Raw genomic sequence first — 15915 nt, forward strand, 5'->3', positions numbered from 1 at the left:
CAGCCTCATTTGCTGTCAAGTGATTATTTTCAGAAGTTTTCGAAGATTTCTTCAACAACTTCAACCACTTGCGCTTCCGATCTCTCGTTAGCGGGAGGCGAATTCTACAGCGTTACACGCTGCTGTCAACACCTCTTTTTCTCCGCTTTCGACCGAGAAGATCGAACCGTCAAAAGAGCCAAGCATCACCGCTCTTTCAACTCCTTCCAGGCTTCGATGAACTGAAGCAAGCCGCTGCCGAAAACTGCGTAACTCATTGAATCTCAAGGAGTTTTCCGTTTCGACTGCGCCGGAAGTGGGGCGAATTATAGACTTCCTGAATCTGCCGTCAACCGTTAATTTCAGTTTTCTTTCAACAACTTACAGATCGGTTAAAAAACGCACAAATCCATCTATATATAGGCAGGAAACAGCCTTCTTCTATATAGAAGCGATACTCAAAGCACTCCATCAGCCTTGAGTGCCTCTACCGCGCCAGCGCCCAGACCCAGCACTCGCTGCAAAACCTCCAACGTATGCTCGCCCAATAAAGGAGGCGCGCGAAGGTACTCGACCGGCGTCTGCGACAGCCGGATCGGACTCGCCACCTGCGGGACCATCCCCGCCAGTGCATGCGGCAGCTCTATCGCCAACCCCCGCGCCTTCACCTGCGGATCCTCAAACACCTGGGACAGATCATTGATCGGCCCACACGGCACGCCCGCCTGCTCCAACTGCGCCACCCATTCGGCGGTGGTCTTGAATACCGTCGCCTGGCGGATCAGGGGAATCAACACCGCGCGGTTAGCCACCCGCAGCTTGTTAGTCGCGAATCGCGGATCGTCCGCCCACTGCGGCTGGCCCGCCACCTCGGCAAACTTGCGGAACTGGCCGTCATTGCCAACGGTAAGAATGAAATCACCGTCGGCCGTCGGGAAGTCCTGATAAGGCACGATGTTCGGGTGTGCATTACCCAGTCGTTTCGGCGCATTGCCAGTAGTCAGGTAGTTCATTGCCTGGTTCGCCAGGCATGCGACCTGTACATCCAGCAAAGCCATATCGATGTGCTGCCCGCCACCGTCGTGATCACGATGAGCCAGCGCCGCCAAAATCGCCACGGTCGAATATAGCCCCGTAAGAATGTCCGTCAGCGCCACTCCCACCTTCACCGGCCCGGCGCCTTCATCACCTTCAGGACGACCGGTCAGGCTCATCAGCCCGCCCAGCCCCTGGATCATAAAGTCATAACCGGCACGCTTGGCATACGGCCCGGTTTGACCGAAGCCAGTGATCGAGCAATAGATCAGGTCCGGATTGATCGCCTTCAGCGACTCGTAGTCCAGCCCATAGGCAGCCAGCCCACCGACCTTGAAGTTCTCGATCAGAATGTCCGACTTGGCCGCGAGGTCCCGCACAAGCTGCTGCCCCTCGGGGCGAGTGAAGTCGATCGTCACCGATTGCTTGTTGCGGTTGGCCGACAGGTAATAAGCCGCCTCGCTGGTGTTCTCACCATAAGCGTCCTTAAGGAAGGGCGGCCCCCAGGCGCGCGTGTCGTCGCCATTGCCCGGGCGCTCGACCTTGATCACCTCGGCGCCAAGGTCGGCGAGAATCTGTCCGGCCCACGGCCCGGCCAGCACGCGTGATAAATCCAGTACTCGCAGATGCGACAGCGCGCCCATGGTCGTTCTCCTATTAATAGAACGCCTGCAGACCGGTTTGCGCGCGACCGAGGATCAGCGCGTGAACGTCATGGGTGCCTTCATAGGTATTCACCACTTCCAGGTTGACCAGATGACGGGCCACACCGAACTCGTCAGAGATACCGTTGCCACCCAGCATGTCACGGGCCATGCGAGCGATATCCAGCGACTTGCCACAGGAGTTGCGCTTCATGATCGAAGTGATTTCGACCGCCGCAGTGCCCTCATCCTTCATGCGCCCCAGACGCAGACAGCCTTGCAGCGCCAGAGTGATCTCGGTCTGCATGTCGGCCAGCTTCTTCTGGATCAGTTGGGTAGCGGCCAATGGACGCCCGAACTGCTGACGATCGAGGGTGTACTGGCGAGCGGTGTGCCAGCAGAACTCGGCAGCTCCCAAGGCTCCCCAAGAGATGCCGTAGCGTGCGGAGTTCAGGCAGGTGAACGGGCCTTTCAGACCGCGCACATCCGGGAAGATGTTCTCTTCCGGGACAAACACGTTGTCCATGACGATTTCGCCGGTGATCGAGGCGCGCAGGCCGACCTTGCCGTGAATCGCCGGTGCGCTCAGGCCCTTCCAGCCTTTTTCCAGTACGAAGCCACGGATGTCGCCGGCATCGTCTTTGGCCCAGACTACAAATACGTCGGCGATGGGGCTGTTGGTGATCCACATCTTGGCGCCGGTCAGGCTGTAGCCGCCGTCGACTTTGCGCGCACGGGTGATCATCGCACCCGGGTCGGAACCGTGGTTTGGCTCGGTCAGACCGAAGCAGCCGATCCATTCACCGGAGGCCAGTTTCGGCAGGTATTTCTGTTTCTGGGCTTCTGTGCCGAATTCGTTGATTGGCACCATTACCAGCGACGATTGCACACTCATCATCGAGCGGTAGCCGGAGTCGACACGCTCCACTTCGCGAGCAATCAGGCCGTAGCTGACATAGTTCAGGCCGCTGCCGCCGTACTGCTCAGGGATGGTCGCGCCGAGCAGGCCGACTTCGCCCATTTCGCGAAAGATCGCCGGGTCGGTTTTCTCATGGCGGAAAGCTTCAAGCACGCGGGGCGCCAGGCTCTGCTGAGCGAATTGGGCGGCGGTGTCACGGATCATGCGCTCTTCTTCGGTGAGCTGTTGATCCAGCAGCAGGGGATCGATCCAATTGAAGCTAGCTTTACCGCCCATGAGTGTGTCCTCGCAAATCGGTGAATTAACGTGGCATTGATCCTAGGCCCGGTTCGCCAGCGCAGCAAACGAGGATTTCGCATCCTGTTGTGCTAATTTCTCACTCCGAAACGTCGCTGAATGCCTTTTATGCGGCGCATTAGTGAGGTTGACGTACATGCGCAGAAAGATCCCCAGCACCACCGCCCTGATCAGCTTCGAAGCCGCCGCTCGCCACGAAAGCTTTACCAAGGCTGCCGAAGAACTTTCCCTCACCCAAGGCGCCATTTGCCGACAGATCGCCAGCCTTGAGGAGTTCCTCAGTGTGGAGCTTTTCCGGCGCTCGCGACGTGGAGTGAAGCTGACGGAAGCGGGACTTTCCTACAGCCGTCGGGTGGCCACGCAACTGGACGCCGTCGAGCGCGACACGCTCTCGGTGATGGGCCAGCAAGGCACCAACGTGATCGAACTGGCGGTGGTGCCGACCTTCGGCACGCAATGGCTGCTGCCACGGCTCAAGGACTTCCAGCTCAAGCACCCCGAGGTCACCGTCAACCTGACCAACCGCACTCGTCCGTTCCTGTTTGCCGACACCGATTTCGACGCAGCGATCTACTTTGGCGACGCCGATTGGTCGGGTACCGAATCCCACAGGCTGATGGGCGAAAATCCGATGCCGGTATGCAGCCCCGCTCTCCTCGGCAGCAAGAAACATCTGACACCCAACGAGATTGCCGAGCTGCCTCTGTTGCAGCAAACCACTCGCCCCTACGCCTGGCGCCAATGGTTCAATTCGCAGCACCTGAACATCCCACGCGACATGACAGGTCCGCGCTACGAGCTATTCTCCATGCTGGCCCAAGCGGCCATGCACGACATGGGCATCGCGCTGATTCCACCGTTTCTGATTCAGCGCGAACTGGCCGAGAAACGCCTGGTGGTCGCCAACCCGAATGCGCTTTCCAGCATCAAGGCGTATTACCTGATGATTCCGGAGCGAAAGGTCGAATCGGCATCACTCAAGGCTTTTCGCGATTGGCTGGTCAATCAGGCAAACAGCTACAGCCTAGAAGGATAAAGGCTTACAGCGATTACTAACCCGGTAGTCAGGAAAATCAAAGCCCTACAGATATAAGTATTTGTCGCAAAATCACAGACTGTATCCGAAAGTCGTACAGACGTCCCACAAGCGCCTGAAGACGTGGCTTTGAGCCTCCATCCACGACTCATTACGGCCTATTCACGCCGCCGATGAGAAATTTTTTCAAATTCAGCCAGAATCCTTGCAAGGCACGGCCTGCAAGGGATTCAACTGGCCATCTGCGACATTCGGTCACGGGATGACTTGTAGTTAATTTTCCGTCACCCGTCATAATCCCTTGAAGGGCATAAAGTTCGCCTGCAAAATGCCGCGCCCCGCCCTGATTTGGCGGGATCGTGCTGATCGGCCGCCCCAGTCGCACCATCCGCAGTGCCTGGGTTTACTCAATAAGATCACGCAGGAGATTTGACGTGCACATTGGTGTTCCTCTCGAAACCCAGACCGGTGAAACACGGGTTGCTGCAACCCCGGAAACCATTAAAAAGCTGATCAGCCAAGGTCATAAGGTCACTGTGCAAACCGGCGCCGGCGTTAAAGCCAGCGTTGTCGACAGTGCCTATGAAGCGGCGGGCGCAACCATTGGCAGTGCCAACGATGCGTTCGGCGCCGAGCTGATTCTCAAAGTGGTCGCCCCCAGCGACGCCGAACTGGCGCTGATCAAGCGCGGCACGGTGCTGGTGGGCATGCTCAACCCCTTCAATAACGACACCATCGCCAAAATGGCCGAGTGCGGGATCACCGCGTTCGCCCTCGAAGCAGCGCCACGTACCTCTCGGGCGCAGAGTCTCGATGTGTTGTCGTCGCAAGCAAACATCGCCGGCTACAAGGCGGTGTTGCTGGCCGCGCACTACTATCCGCGCTTCATGCCGATGCTGATGACCGCTGCGGGCACCGTGAAAGCGGCGCGCGTGCTGATTCTGGGTGCCGGCGTGGCCGGGTTGCAGGCGATTGCCACGGCGAAACGTCTGGGTGCGGTGATCGAAGCGTCTGACGTGCGTCCGGCGGTTAAGGAACAGATCGAATCCCTCGGCGCCAAGTTCGTCGATGTGCCTTACGAGACTGACGAAGAGCGTGAATGCGCGGTCGGTGTCGGCGGTTACGCTCGCCCGATGCCGGCGAGCTGGATGCAACGTCAGGCCCAGGCTGTGCACGAACGCGCCAAGCAGGCCGACATCGTCATCACCACCGCACTGATCCCGGGCCGCAAGGCGCCGACACTGTTGAGCGCAGACACCGTGGCGCAGATGAAGCCGGGCTCGGTGGTCATCGACCTCGCGGCAGCTCAGGGCGGCAACTGCCCGCTGACCGTCGCCGATCAGGTCGTGGTCGAGAACGGCGTGACCATCGTCGGCCCGACCAACCTGGCCGGTGAAGTCGCTGCAGACGCCTCGGCGCTGTACGCCCGCAACCTGCTGGACTTCCTCAAGCTGGTGTTCACCAAAGAAGGCCAGTTCGACGTCAACCTCGAAGACGACATCGTCGCCGCGTGCCTGATGTGCCGCGACGGCCAAGTCATCCGCAAAAACGCCTAAGCAGGGATTCAGACGATGGAAGAGCTTATCTCCCCCGGTATCTACAACCTGATCATCTTCGTGCTGGCGATTTATGTCGGTTACCACGTGGTCTGGAACGTTACACCTGCGCTGCACACGCCGTTGATGGCGGTGACCAATGCCATTTCGGCAATTGTAATCGTCGGCGCCATGCTCGCTGCTGCGCTGACCGTCACGCCGCTAGGCAAGACCATGGGCACCCTCGCCGTGGCACTGGCTGCGGTCAACGTGTTTGGTGGCTTCCTGGTCACCCGCCGCATGCTTGAGATGTTCAAGAAGAAAGCCCCGAAAGCAAAAGAAGAGGCGCCGAAGTAATGAGCATGAATCTCGTCACGACGCTCTACCTGATCGCGTCGATCTGCTTTATCCAGGCCCTTAAAGGCCTGTCGCACCCGACCACCTCGCGGCGCGGCAACCTGTTCGGCATGCTCGGCATGGCGCTGGCCATCCTCACCACCATCGGCCTCATCTATAAGCTCGGTGCGGAACTGGCGACTGCGGGTATCGGTTACGTGATCGTCGGCCTGCTGATCGGCGGCACCGCCGGTTCGATCATGGCCAAGCGCGTTGAAATGACCAAGATGCCGGAGCTGGTCGCGTTCATGCACAGCATGATCGGTCTGGCGGCGGTGTTCATCGCCATTGCCGCGGTGGTCGAGCCGCAGTCACTGGGTATCGTCAAACAACTGGGCGACTCGATCCCGGCGGGCAACCGTCTGGAGCTGTTCCTCGGCGCGGCGATTGGTGCAATCACCTTCTCCGGCTCGGTGATCGCCTTCGGCAAGCTGTCGGGCAAGTACAAGTTCCGCCTGTTCCAGGGCGCACCGGTACAGTTTGCCGGTCAGCACAAGCTCAACGCAGTACTGGGTCTGGCGACACTGGTGCTGGGCGTGACCTTCATGCTCACCGGCAACCTCGCAGCGTTCGCGCTGATGCTGGCCCTGGCGTTCGTGATGGGCGTGCTGATCATCATCCCGATCGGCGGCGCCGACATGCCGGTGGTGGTGTCGATGCTCAACAGTTACTCGGGTTGGGCTGCAGCGGGTATCGGCTTCTCGCTGAACAACTCGATGCTGATTATTGCCGGCTCGCTGGTGGGTTCGAGCGGTGCGATTCTCTCGTACATCATGTGCAAGGCGATGAACCGTTCCTTCTTTAATGTATTGCTCGGCGGTTTCGGCAATACGGCTGACGCAGGACCTGCCGGAGCGAAAGAAGCCCGTCCGGTTAAATCCGGTTCGGCCGACGACGCAACCTTCCTGCTGACCAACGCCGACACCGTGATCATCGTCCCGGGTTACGGCCTGGCGGTGGCCCGCGCGCAGCACGCCTTGAAAGAACTGACCGAGAAACTGACCCACCGTGGCGTGACCGTGAAGTACGCGATCCACCCGGTGGCCGGTCGCATGCCGGGGCACATGAACGTCCTGCTCGCCGAGGCCGAAGTGCCTTACGACCAGGTGTTCGAGATGGAAGACATCAACTCCGAGTTCGGCCAGGCCGACGTGGTGCTGGTACTCGGCGCCAACGACGTGGTCAACCCGGCCGCCAAGAACGATCCGAAATCGCCGATTGCCGGCATGCCGATTCTCGAAGCGTTCAAGGCCAAGACCATCATCGTCAACAAGCGCTCGATGGCCAGCGGTTATGCCGGTCTGGACAACGAACTGTTCTACCTGGACAAGACCATGATGGTGTTCGGCGACGCGAAGAAAGTCATCGAAGACATGGTCAAAGCGGTGGAGTAATCCTCCGCAGCTGCACCGGACGCCCCGACTTGTCGGGGCGTTTTTGTTTGCGCACAGCGTCGGACAATTTGCCGCGTTGTTGCAGATCCGGTAACGGTGTTTTACTTCAAACCCGCTAAATAGACGCCTCGTTTGCGACCTTGGTAGCGGGACAGGCGCCCGCGAAATTCACTAGACTGCGCATCCTGCTACTCGCTTCCCGAGAAATAATCCATGTACCGTGACCGTATTCGCCTGCCTTCGTTGTTGGATAAAGTGATGAGCGCCGCCGACGCCGCCGCGCTGATTGAAGACGGCATGACCGTCGGCATGAGCGGCTTCACCCGCGCGGGCGAAGCCAAAGCTGTCCCTCACGCACTGGCCGAGCGAGCCAAGGTCACGCCGCTGAAGATCAGCCTGATGACCGGCGCGAGCCTGGGCAACGACCTCGACAAGCAACTGACCGAGGCCGGCGTGTTGTCGCGGCGCATGCCGTTCCAGGTCGATAGCACCTTGCGCAAGGCAATCAACGCCGGCGAAGTGATGTTCATCGACCAGCACCTGTCGGAAACCGTCGAGCAACTGCGCAACCAGCAACTGAAGCTGCCGGACATCGCGGTGATCGAAGCCGTGGCCATCACCGAGCAAGGCCACATCGTGCCGACCACCTCGGTGGGCAACTCGGCGAGCTTCGCGATTTTCGCCAAGCAGGTGATTGTCGAGATCAACCTGGCGCACAACGCCAACCTCGAAGGCCTGCATGACATCTATATCCCGACCTATCGCCCGACGCGCACGCCGATCCCGCTGGTGAAAGTCGACGATCGCATCGGCAGCACCGCGATCCCGATCCCGCCGGAGAAGATTGTCGCCATCGTCATCACTCAGCAGGCGGATTCGCCGTCCACGGTGTCGACCCCGGATGTCGACACCAATGCCATCGCCGAGCACCTGATCACCTTCTTCAAGCAGGAAGTCAATGCCGGGCGCATGACCAACAAGCTCGGCCCGTTGCAGGCCGGGATCGGCAACATCGCCAACGCGGTGATGTGCGGCCTGATCGATTCGCCGTTCGAAGACCTGACCATGTACTCCGAAGTGCTGCAGGACTCGACCTTCGACCTGATCGACGCCGGCAAGCTGAGCTTTGCGTCGGGCAGCTCGATCACTTTGTCGGAGCGGCGCAACAGCGACGTGTTCGGCAACCTGGAGAAGTACAAGGACAAACTGGTGCTGCGCCCGCAGGAAATCTCCAACCACCCGGAAGTGGTGCGTCGTCTGGGTATCATCGGTATCAACACTGCGCTGGAGTTCGACATCTACGGCAACGTCAACTCCACCCATGTCTGCGGTACGCGGATGATGAACGGCATTGGTGGCTCGGGCGACTTCGCGCGCAACGCACACCTCGCGGTGTTCGTGACCAAGTCGATCGCCAAGGGCGGCGCCATTTCCAGCGTGGTGCCGATGGTCAGCCACGTTGACCACACCGAGCATGACGTCGACATCCTGGTGACCGAAATCGGCCTGGCCGACCTGCGCGGCCTGGCCCCGCGCGAGCGCGCCCGGGTGATCATCGACAACTGTGTACACCCGGACTATCGCCAGGCGCTGAACGACTACTTCACCGCAGCGTGCGCCATCGGCGGCCATACCCCACACATCCTGCGAGAAGCCCTGAGCTGGCACATCAACCTGGAAGAAACCGGACGCATGCTCGCGGTGTAATCACACAGTCAAACCGCTGATGCAAACACAGTTTGTGTCAGCGGATTTTTTAACCCGCCACATCTGGAAAAAACTGTACTGCTGTACCGGTTGTTTCCTACAGATTTTGCCTACCTCCTTCCTCGAATTGAGCAAAAACGCACCACATTAGTGCTGACAGGTACAGTTTGCTCAATTTCGACCCGTACACCCCCTATAAACAGTTAACTGGTCACTCACAATACAGTTGAACTGTATCTAGAGAGACTAGGCAAACGAGAGGATCATGGGCACCAGTTAAACCACTACCTGATCCCGCCACAAGCGGAAGGATGTCAACCATGGAACGTACACTCAGTTCCGAACTGTTCTTCGAAGACAAAGCTGCAAAAAACCAGGCTTCCCTGCCTCTGCGCGTTATCGCCAACCTGATGTTGTGGCAGCGCCGCATCTCCAGCCGCCACCAACTGGCTCGTCTGGATTCGCGCCTGCTGGCTGACGCCGGTATCAGCGAAGCACAACGCTACGAAGAGCTGAGCAAGCCGTTCTGGCGCTAAGTAGCGTCGCTGGCTCTGGTCGTCAGACCCACCGCCAGCAACCCGAATTGAACACACAAGACCCGTCGCGGGAAACCGCGACGGGTTTTGTCGTTTCAGGGTTCGAAAATGCCCGTACAGCAGAATAATCAAAGTACAGATACAGTTCTCAATAAACAAAATCTGAACCAGTACAATTTTTCATGAGTGTATCTGCTCGCCAAACTGCATCGGGCGCAGCATGTCCTTAACCCTCCTCGGTTTAAGGAAAACGCCATGAAAGGCTTACAGGATGTTTCGACAGCTTCGACTCTACCCCGCGCTCACTCGCACCCGTTGCGGCGCTTGTTTCGCCCCCTGTGGCAAGGACTGGAGCGCGCCAGGACGCGGCGCCTGCTGGCTCAACTGGACCAGCGCGACCTAGCGGATCTGGGCCTCAGCCATGCCGATCGGCTCAGAGAACTGGAGAAACCCTTCTGGCGCTAGCATTCTGCCCACTGTCAGAACCTCGCGCGCAGGCCTAATATCCACGCCAGAACGTGGCGAATCTTCTGTAACCCGCGTCTGACTCATCAGACACAAGCCACCTCTCAATACGGTTTACTATCAGGAGATCCACCATGTCCCGTCTTCGCCTGCTCAGCGCTGCCGCCTTGCTGGCCGTGGCTGCCAACGCCAGTGCCTCCAGCTTCATTGTGACCACCGACGCCGTGGTTGGCGCGCTGAAATCCTCCTCGGACGCCACCTCCGATGTCAGCTCTTCGCTGCGTGACAACAAAGTCGTGATCGCCGCCCGTGACGACGCTGCTAGCTTCGTCGCCAGTGAAGGCCAGATTCGCGGCGTGAAACTGGAAAGTGCTCTGGACCTGATCCGTCATCAGGCACCACAACTGAACGCGACCGACTTCCAACTGGCGCAAGCCATCCTCGCGATCTGATCCGCCGTTGCAGCACGGGGCACGCCAGTCGTGTCCCGATGTTTCGCCGCTGGCTCTGGCCCGGGCATTTGCGCTAGCCTTGAAGCTCGTTAACCGTTACCGAGTCTCATGCGTTTATTCAGACTGCTTTTCCCTTGCGTATTGGTCAGTGCCTTCTGGGCGACCTCGGTCGATGCCTTTGATGTCTCCACACAAAACACCGTGGTCAGCGTTTGGGCGACCGGAATGGTGTCTTCCGCACCGTTCGACCGTAAACTGATCATCGCCGCTCACGATGACGCGGCGGCGTTTGTTGCCAGTGACGGTCAATTGCGCGGCGCGCAGCTCGAATCCGCCCTGCATTACTTGCGCAAATCCCGACCAAAACTTCATGTCAGCGACCTTGAACTGGCACAGGCAATTCTCGTCCAATAGTTATCATGATCCCTCGTTAACATTGCCCTCCGGAGTCGTTCCATGCGTAGCCCGCTGATTGCTGCCGCCCTTGGCCTGTTTTTGTTGGCCGATGTGGCCCAGGCACACACCCTGGTAGCCACCAGTAACATCATCGTTCGTGCCTCCCAGCGCACCATCGATTTCACCTCCGATACCACGACGTCGATTCGCGATTCGAAAATCATCCGCGAAGCCCACGACGATGCGGCCAGCTTCGTTGCCACCAACGGCGATATCCGCGGTGCGCACCTGGAAGCCGCCCTCAACACCTTGCGCACGCGCGTGCCGGAAGCCCGCGACGCCAGTGATCAGGTGCTCGCCGAAGCCATCCTCGCCCTGTGAAGTCACTTGGCGCCTGGCTACTGGCCGGGGCGTTGTTGCTGCTTGGCAACAGCGCCCACGCCAGCCTGCAATTGCGGCTCAAGACCGACGGCCTGAGCCCCGCCCAGCAGCAGGCCAGCCAGGCGCTGCTCGATGAAGCCATGCACAAGTTGCCGCCCAGCTTCGTCGAACAACTGGACCGGCGCATCGATGTCGGCTGGACCGACGACATGCCCGGTAACGCCTACGGCCAGGCGACCCTGGTTGCCGAGCTCGACCTGAACCGCAAACTGCTCGCCGGTCTCACCGACGGCAGCGCGGCCACAGAGAAAACCAATCGCCCCCATGGCACTGTGCGTCAGGAACTGCTGGCAACGGTGCTGCACGAACTCACCCACATTTACGATCGCGCGCGTCTGTGGCCCGCCGCCGAACGCACGCTGATCCAGCGCTGCACTCGCCGCAGCAACAGCGCCGGCCTGGTCGGCATTCCCGACGAGTGCCGAGGCCAGACCGAGCGCCGCTTTACCCTCAGCGATGATCCACGTCTGCTAGATCTCGCCGGCTGGCAACAGTACGTCGGGCGCCGCGGCGAGCGTGAACAGCACAACCGTCAGGTGGCCCGCAGTCCGGACCTGTATGAGATCTCCAGTCCGAAAGAGTTTGTCGCGGTCAACATGGAGTATTTCCTCCTCGACCCGAGCTACGCGTGTCGCCGTCCGGCGCTCTATCGCTACTACAAGGCGCGCTTCGGCTGGGCACCACCGGCCAAGGACACCTGCAGCAATACCTTCGCCTTTCTCAACGCCGGCAACGACTTCGCCAAACAGCCCTTGGGCCAGGTCGACCCGGAGCGGGTGTACGCCGTCGATTATCTGCTGGCAGAAGCCAACCAGAACTGGGTCAGCCGCTGGGGCCACAGCATGTTGCGTCTGGTGATCTGTGCGCCGGGCCGACCACGTGGCCCGGATTGCCGGCTCGATCTGGACCAGCATCTGGTGCTGTCCTACCGCGCCTTTGTCGGTGATGTGCAGCTGTCGAGTTGGGACGGCCTGGTCGGCAAGTACCCGTCGCGGTTGTTCGTGCTGCCACTGGCCCAAGTGATCGACGAATACACCAAGACCGAACTGCGCAGCCTCGCTTCAGTGCCGCTGAATCTGTCGCGCACGGAGATTGAAGAGGTGGTCGAACACGCCGCCGAGATGCACTGGAGTTACGACGGCAACTACTTCTTCCTGTCCAACAACTGCGCCGTGGAAAGCCTCAAGCTGTTGCGCAGCGGCAGCAATAACAAGCAACTGATTGGCCTGGACAGCATCATGCCCAACGGTTTGCTGGAAGTGCTCAAAGGCCGTGGCCTGGCCGACACCAGCGTGCTCGACAATCCCAAGGAAGCGCTGCGCCTGGGTTATCGCTTCGACTCGTTCCGCGATCGCTATCAGGCGATGTTCGATGTGTTGAAAAAGCAGCTGCCGATCAAGCAAACCAGCGTCGAAGATTGGCTATCGCTGTCTGCCGAGGAACGTCGCCAGTGGTTCGAACGTGCAGACCTGCGCACCAGCGCTGCATTGCTCCTGCTGGAACAGGCGAGCTATCGCCGTCAGTTGCTGCTGGCCCAGGACGAGGTCAAGCAGCGTTACCTCGGCGCTCGGGAGCTGGAAAACGGCGGCATGGACAAGGCCAACGCCACCCTGCAGGAAATTCTCGCCAACAGCGGCTTCCTCAGTCGTCCGGCGGAACTGCTCGACAGCCGCGGCTACGGGCTGCCGCAACCGAGCGAGTTCAAGCGCCTGCAAGACGAAAGCGCCCAACGCCAGAAACAACTGCTGGCGCTGAGCGGCGATCTGGACAAGGAAGTGCGCAAGTTGCTGGAACCCAAGCGAGCGGCCGAAATTGCCGCCAGCGAAGCCAACGTGAAGCAGATCGGCGAGCATCTACGCAAACTGCACAAGGCGTCCGGCGGACTGGAATTGCCCTGAAAGCAAAAGATCGCAGCCTGCGGCAGCTCCTACAGAGATAAATGTAGGAGCTGCCGCAGGCTGCGATGTTTTTATTGCCTGTAAATCAGTACAAAACACCATCCAGAATTTCGTAAACGATCCCGGTACCCACTGCGATCAGCACGATATCGCCCCCGGCGCGGCGCCACTCATAACCCGGATAAACCGGCAGACGACTCAACGCCCGACCGTCCAGCCGCTCGCCGTAATACCCGTGCGGTAACGGCCGGCCGCGTTCCAGATGGATTCCCGGAGGTGGCGGTGCGCCGCGCACGAAGTAGCCGTGATTGTCGCGAATGGTCTGGCGTACCGGGCCGAAGTCGTGTGGCGGGCCGCCACGGTGGTCGTTCTGCGGGCCACGGTGATCGTCACCACGGTTATCGTAGTGGCCCTGCTGCGGGCCGCCGTGGTCATGATCATCGCGTGGATCGGCGCTGGCCAGCAGCGGCGTCGCGCTGAGCATCAGCACGCCCAGTCCGGCAATCAGACGTTTCGGCATTTTCATCAAGTCTTCCTCACTGCACCAACAGCAAAAAGGGATTCAGAACGTGGTTCTGAATCCCTCGGTCTTGCTCAATTAGGCCGTGATGTGAGGCGCTAATTCCTCTGTATCAGGAACTTTACCTTCAGCTGACGCGGGCCTGACGCACGCCCTCGGACAGCGCCTTGCACAGACCCAGCACGCCATCGACAGCCTGGGCCGGCGTGGTCGCATTGGCGATGTGATCGATCAGTGCCGAACCCACCACCACCCCGTCCGCCAAACGAGCGATGGACGCCGCCTGCTCTGGAGTACGAATACCGAAACCGATGCTGATCGGCAGGTCAGTGTGGCGACGCAAACGGGTGACCGCCTCTTCGACGTGTTCCAGAGTCGCCGCACCGGCACCGGTCACACCGGCCACCGACACGTAGTAAACGAAGCCCGAGCTGCCATTGAGCACTTTCGGCAGACGCGCATCATCAGTGGTCGGGGTGGTCAGGCGGATGAAGTCCAGACCTGCAGCCTGTGCCGGGTCGCACAGTTCATTATTGTGCTCTGGCGGCATGTCGACCACGATCAGACCGTCGACGCCCGCTTCCTTGGCATCAGCGATAAAACGCCCAACGCCATACATGTGAATCGGGTTGAAGTAGCCCATCAGCACCAGCGGCGTGTCGCTGTTGCCTTCGCGGAACTCGCGAACCATTTGCAGGGTTTTCGCCAGATTCTGCTTGGCGCCCAAGGCACGGATGTTCGCCAGTTGAATCGCCGGACCATCGGCCATCGGGTCGGTGAACGGCATGCCCAACTCGATCACGTCGGCGCCAGCGCCGGGCAAACCTTTGAGGATCGCCAGCGAGGTGTCGTAGTCCGGATCACCGGCGGTGACGAAGGTCACCAGCGCGGCGCGATTCTGTTGCTTGAGGTCGGCAAAACGGGTTTGCAGGCGGCTCATCAGTGTTTCTCCTGCTTCGACTGTTCCATGTGATGCATGACGGTCTGCATGTCTTTGTCGCCACGGCCGGAGAGGTTGACCACCATCAGGTGATCCTTCGGCAGTTTCGGTGCGCGTTTGAACACTTCAGCCAACGCATGGGCGCTTTCCAGCGCCGGGATGATGCCTTCGAGGCGGCAGCACTGGTGGAACGCAGCGAGGGCTTCGTCGTCGGTGACCGAGGTGTACTGGACGCGGCCGATGTCATGCAACCAGGCGTGCTCAGGGCCGATGCCGGGATAGTCGAGGCCGGCGGAAATCGAGTGGGCGTCGATGATCTGGCCATCGTCGTCCTGCAGCAGGAAGGTACGGTTGCCGTGCAGCACACCCGGTACGCCGCCATTGAGGCTCGCCGCGTGCTTGCCGGTTTCGATGCCGTAACCGGCCGCTTCGACGCCGATGATCTCGACGCTCTGGTCGTCAAGGAACGGGTGGAACAAGCCCATGGCGTTGGAACCGCCACCGATGCACGCCACCAGGCTGTCCGGCAGACGACCTTCCTGAGCTTGCAGCTGCTCGCGGGTCTCCTTGCCGATCACCGCCTGGAAGTCGCGCACCATGGCTGGGTACGGGTGCGGGCCGGCCACGGTGCCGATCAGGTAGAAGGTGCTGTCGACGTTTGTCACCCAGTCACGCAGCGCTTCGTTCATCGCGTCTTTCAGGGTGCCGGTGCCGGCCACCACCGGAATCACTTCGGCGCCCAGCAGCTTCATGCGGAACACGTTGGCCTGCTGACGTTCGATGTCCGTGGTGCCCATGTAGATCACGCAGTCCAGACCGAAACGTGCGGCCACGGTGGCAGTCGCAACGCCGTGCATGCCGGCACCGGTCTCGGCGATGATGCGTTTCTTGCCCATGCGCCGCGCCAGCAGGATCTGGCCGATGCAATTGTTGATCTTGTGCGCGCCGGTGTGGTTCAGCTCTTCGCGTTTGAGGTAGATCTTCGCGCCGCCGCAGAACTCGGTCAGACGCTCGGCGAAGTACAGCGGGCTCGGACGACCGACATAGTCACGCTGGAAGTAGGCCAGCTCTTCCTTGAACGCCGGATCTTCCTTGGCCGCTTCGTATTCGCGGGCCAGATCGAGGATCAACGGCATCAGGGTTTCCGCCACGTAGCGGCCGCCGAACGCGCCGAACAGGCCGTTATCGTCAGGGCCGCTGCGCAGGTTGGAGGTGTTCGAAGTCTGGGTCATGATGTGCTCCAGGTGAATTCGGGTGAGAAGACAATGGCGTCCACTCTACCCCTGACCTTCCAGGCTGAAAACCGATAAGATCGCCACAACCTG

16 protein-coding genes and 1 pseudogene are annotated in these 15915 nt (G+C 60.0%); 12 read left to right on the top strand and 5 right to left on the bottom strand.

Going from position 1 to position 15915, the window contains the following annotated elements:
- Positions 1 to 225: pseudogene (locus tag CRO59_RS28840) on the top strand (hypothetical protein); the annotation flags it as partial.
- A 212-nt stretch (positions 226 to 437) separates the two neighbouring features.
- On the opposite strand, the gene CRO59_RS25325 reads toward CRO59_RS28840, so the two are convergent.
- Together CRO59_RS25325 and CRO59_RS25330 are read right to left on the bottom strand one after the other, a co-directional pair.
- Positions 438 to 1658, bottom strand: coding sequence for a CaiB/BaiF CoA-transferase family protein (locus CRO59_RS25325; protein WP_027610190.1), 1221 nt, complete (start codon positions 1656 to 1658; stop codon positions 438 to 440).
- A gap of 13 nt (positions 1659 to 1671) precedes the next feature.
- On the bottom strand, positions 1672 to 2853 hold the full coding sequence (locus CRO59_RS25330; RefSeq protein WP_003220420.1) for an acyl-CoA dehydrogenase: 1182 nt from the start codon (positions 2851 to 2853) through the stop codon (positions 1672 to 1674).
- 157 nt (positions 2854 to 3010) lie between these two features.
- Between CRO59_RS25330 and CRO59_RS25335 the strand changes: the two genes are divergently transcribed.
- The 11 genes from CRO59_RS25335 (at position 3011) to CRO59_RS25385 (ending at position 13130) form a co-directional block, all read left to right on the top strand.
- Entirely contained in the window at positions 3011 to 3910 is a 900-nt protein-coding gene (locus CRO59_RS25335; protein WP_097090188.1) for a LysR family transcriptional regulator, read from the top strand.
- A gap of 434 nt (positions 3911 to 4344) precedes the next feature.
- A complete protein-coding gene (locus tag CRO59_RS25340) occupies positions 4345 to 5466 on the top strand; it encodes a Re/Si-specific NAD(P)(+) transhydrogenase subunit alpha (RefSeq protein WP_007962844.1) in 1122 nt (373 codons plus the stop codon).
- A gap of 15 nt (positions 5467 to 5481) precedes the next feature.
- Positions 5482 to 5802 carry an NAD(P) transhydrogenase subunit alpha gene (locus CRO59_RS25345; protein WP_003220416.1) on the top strand — a complete coding sequence of 107 codons (321 nt, stop codon included), beginning with the start codon at positions 5482 to 5484 and terminating at the stop codon, positions 5800 to 5802.
- Entirely contained in the window at positions 5802 to 7235 is a 1434-nt protein-coding gene (locus CRO59_RS25350; protein ID WP_007962843.1) for an NAD(P)(+) transhydrogenase (Re/Si-specific) subunit beta, read from the top strand. Before CRO59_RS25345 ends, CRO59_RS25350 begins: the two co-directional genes overlap by 1 nt.
- Positions 7236 to 7448: 213 nt before the next feature.
- Complete coding sequence (locus CRO59_RS25355) at positions 7449 to 8942, top strand: acetyl-CoA hydrolase/transferase family protein (protein WP_027610193.1); 1494 nt, start codon at positions 7449 to 7451, stop codon at positions 8940 to 8942.
- A gap of 320 nt (positions 8943 to 9262) precedes the next feature.
- Positions 9263 to 9478 carry a DUF1127 domain-containing protein gene (locus CRO59_RS25360; RefSeq protein WP_007962833.1) on the top strand — a complete coding sequence of 72 codons (216 nt, stop codon included), beginning with the start codon at positions 9263 to 9265 and terminating at the stop codon, positions 9476 to 9478.
- Between the two features lie 255 nt (positions 9479 to 9733).
- The gene (locus tag CRO59_RS25365; RefSeq protein ID WP_027610194.1) at positions 9734 to 9943 is read left to right on the top strand and encodes a DUF1127 domain-containing protein; all 210 of its coding nucleotides are present in this window, start codon (positions 9734 to 9736) and stop codon (positions 9941 to 9943) included.
- Between the two features lie 134 nt (positions 9944 to 10077).
- Complete coding sequence (locus CRO59_RS25370; RefSeq protein WP_007962831.1) at positions 10078 to 10395, top strand: DUF2388 domain-containing protein; 318 nt, start codon at positions 10078 to 10080, stop codon at positions 10393 to 10395.
- A gap of 108 nt (positions 10396 to 10503) precedes the next feature.
- Complete coding sequence (locus CRO59_RS25375) at positions 10504 to 10809, top strand: DUF2388 domain-containing protein (RefSeq protein WP_027610195.1); 306 nt, start codon at positions 10504 to 10506, stop codon at positions 10807 to 10809.
- Between the two features lie 42 nt (positions 10810 to 10851).
- Positions 10852 to 11172 carry a DUF2388 domain-containing protein gene (locus tag CRO59_RS25380; protein ID WP_007911662.1) on the top strand — a complete coding sequence of 107 codons (321 nt, stop codon included), beginning with the start codon at positions 10852 to 10854 and terminating at the stop codon, positions 11170 to 11172.
- Positions 11169 to 13130, top strand: a complete 1962-nt coding sequence (locus tag CRO59_RS25385; RefSeq protein WP_027610196.1) for a DUF4105 domain-containing protein — start codon at positions 11169 to 11171, stop codon at positions 13128 to 13130. The genes CRO59_RS25380 and CRO59_RS25385 overlap by 4 nt, the downstream gene beginning before the upstream one ends.
- An 85-nt stretch (positions 13131 to 13215) precedes the next feature.
- Here the strand turns inward: CRO59_RS25385 and CRO59_RS25390 are convergent, their stop codons facing one another.
- The 3 genes from CRO59_RS25390 to trpB form a co-directional block, all read right to left on the bottom strand.
- A complete protein-coding gene (locus CRO59_RS25390) occupies positions 13216 to 13656 on the bottom strand; it encodes an anti-virulence regulator CigR family protein (RefSeq protein WP_027610197.1) in 441 nt (146 codons plus the stop codon).
- A gap of 121 nt (positions 13657 to 13777) precedes the next feature.
- Positions 13778 to 14590, bottom strand: a complete 813-nt coding sequence (gene trpA, locus CRO59_RS25395) for a tryptophan synthase subunit alpha (RefSeq protein WP_096797304.1) — start codon at positions 14588 to 14590, stop codon at positions 13778 to 13780.
- The gene (trpB, locus tag CRO59_RS25400; protein ID WP_041074734.1) at positions 14590 to 15822 is read right to left on the bottom strand and encodes a tryptophan synthase subunit beta; all 1233 of its coding nucleotides are present in this window, start codon (positions 15820 to 15822) and stop codon (positions 14590 to 14592) included. Before trpB ends, trpA begins: the two co-directional genes overlap by 1 nt.
- Positions 15823 to 15915: the final 93 nt, after the last annotated feature.

The organism is Pseudomonas sp. LAMO17WK12:I5 (assembly GCF_900215165.1).
Lineage (GTDB): Bacteria > Pseudomonadota > Gammaproteobacteria > Pseudomonadales > Pseudomonadaceae > Aquipseudomonas > Aquipseudomonas putida_A.

Excerpts from the sequence above, each read along its gene's own strand:
- CRO59_RS25325 (WP_027610190.1), bottom strand. The coding sequence starts at position 1,658 with ATGGGCGCGCTGTCGCATCTGCGAGTACTGGATTTATCACGCGTGCTG.
- CRO59_RS25330 (WP_003220420.1), bottom strand. The coding sequence starts at position 2,853 with ATGGGCGGTAAAGCTAGCTTCAATTGGATCGATCCCCTGCTGCTGGAT.
- CRO59_RS25335 (WP_097090188.1), top strand. The coding sequence starts at position 3,011 with ATGCGCAGAAAGATCCCCAGCACCACCGCCCTGATCAGCTTCGAAGCC.
- CRO59_RS25345 (WP_003220416.1), top strand. The coding sequence starts at position 5,482 with ATGGAAGAGCTTATCTCCCCCGGTATCTACAACCTGATCATCTTCGTG.
- CRO59_RS25350 (WP_007962843.1), top strand. The coding sequence starts at position 5,802 with ATGAGCATGAATCTCGTCACGACGCTCTACCTGATCGCGTCGATCTGC.
- CRO59_RS25355 (WP_027610193.1), top strand. The coding sequence starts at position 7,449 with ATGTACCGTGACCGTATTCGCCTGCCTTCGTTGTTGGATAAAGTGATG.
- CRO59_RS25360 (WP_007962833.1), top strand. The coding sequence starts at position 9,263 with ATGGAACGTACACTCAGTTCCGAACTGTTCTTCGAAGACAAAGCTGCA.
- CRO59_RS25365 (WP_027610194.1), top strand. The coding sequence starts at position 9,734 with ATGAAAGGCTTACAGGATGTTTCGACAGCTTCGACTCTACCCCGCGCT.
- CRO59_RS25370 (WP_007962831.1), top strand. The coding sequence starts at position 10,078 with ATGTCCCGTCTTCGCCTGCTCAGCGCTGCCGCCTTGCTGGCCGTGGCT.
- CRO59_RS25375 (WP_027610195.1), top strand. The coding sequence starts at position 10,504 with ATGCGTTTATTCAGACTGCTTTTCCCTTGCGTATTGGTCAGTGCCTTC.
- CRO59_RS25380 (WP_007911662.1), top strand. The coding sequence starts at position 10,852 with ATGCGTAGCCCGCTGATTGCTGCCGCCCTTGGCCTGTTTTTGTTGGCC.
- CRO59_RS25390 (WP_027610197.1), bottom strand. The coding sequence starts at position 13,656 with ATGAAAATGCCGAAACGTCTGATTGCCGGACTGGGCGTGCTGATGCTC.
- trpA (WP_096797304.1), bottom strand. The coding sequence starts at position 14,590 with ATGAGCCGCCTGCAAACCCGTTTTGCCGACCTCAAGCAACAGAATCGC.
- trpB (WP_041074734.1), bottom strand. The coding sequence starts at position 15,822 with ATGACCCAGACTTCGAACACCTCCAACCTGCGCAGCGGCCCTGACGAT.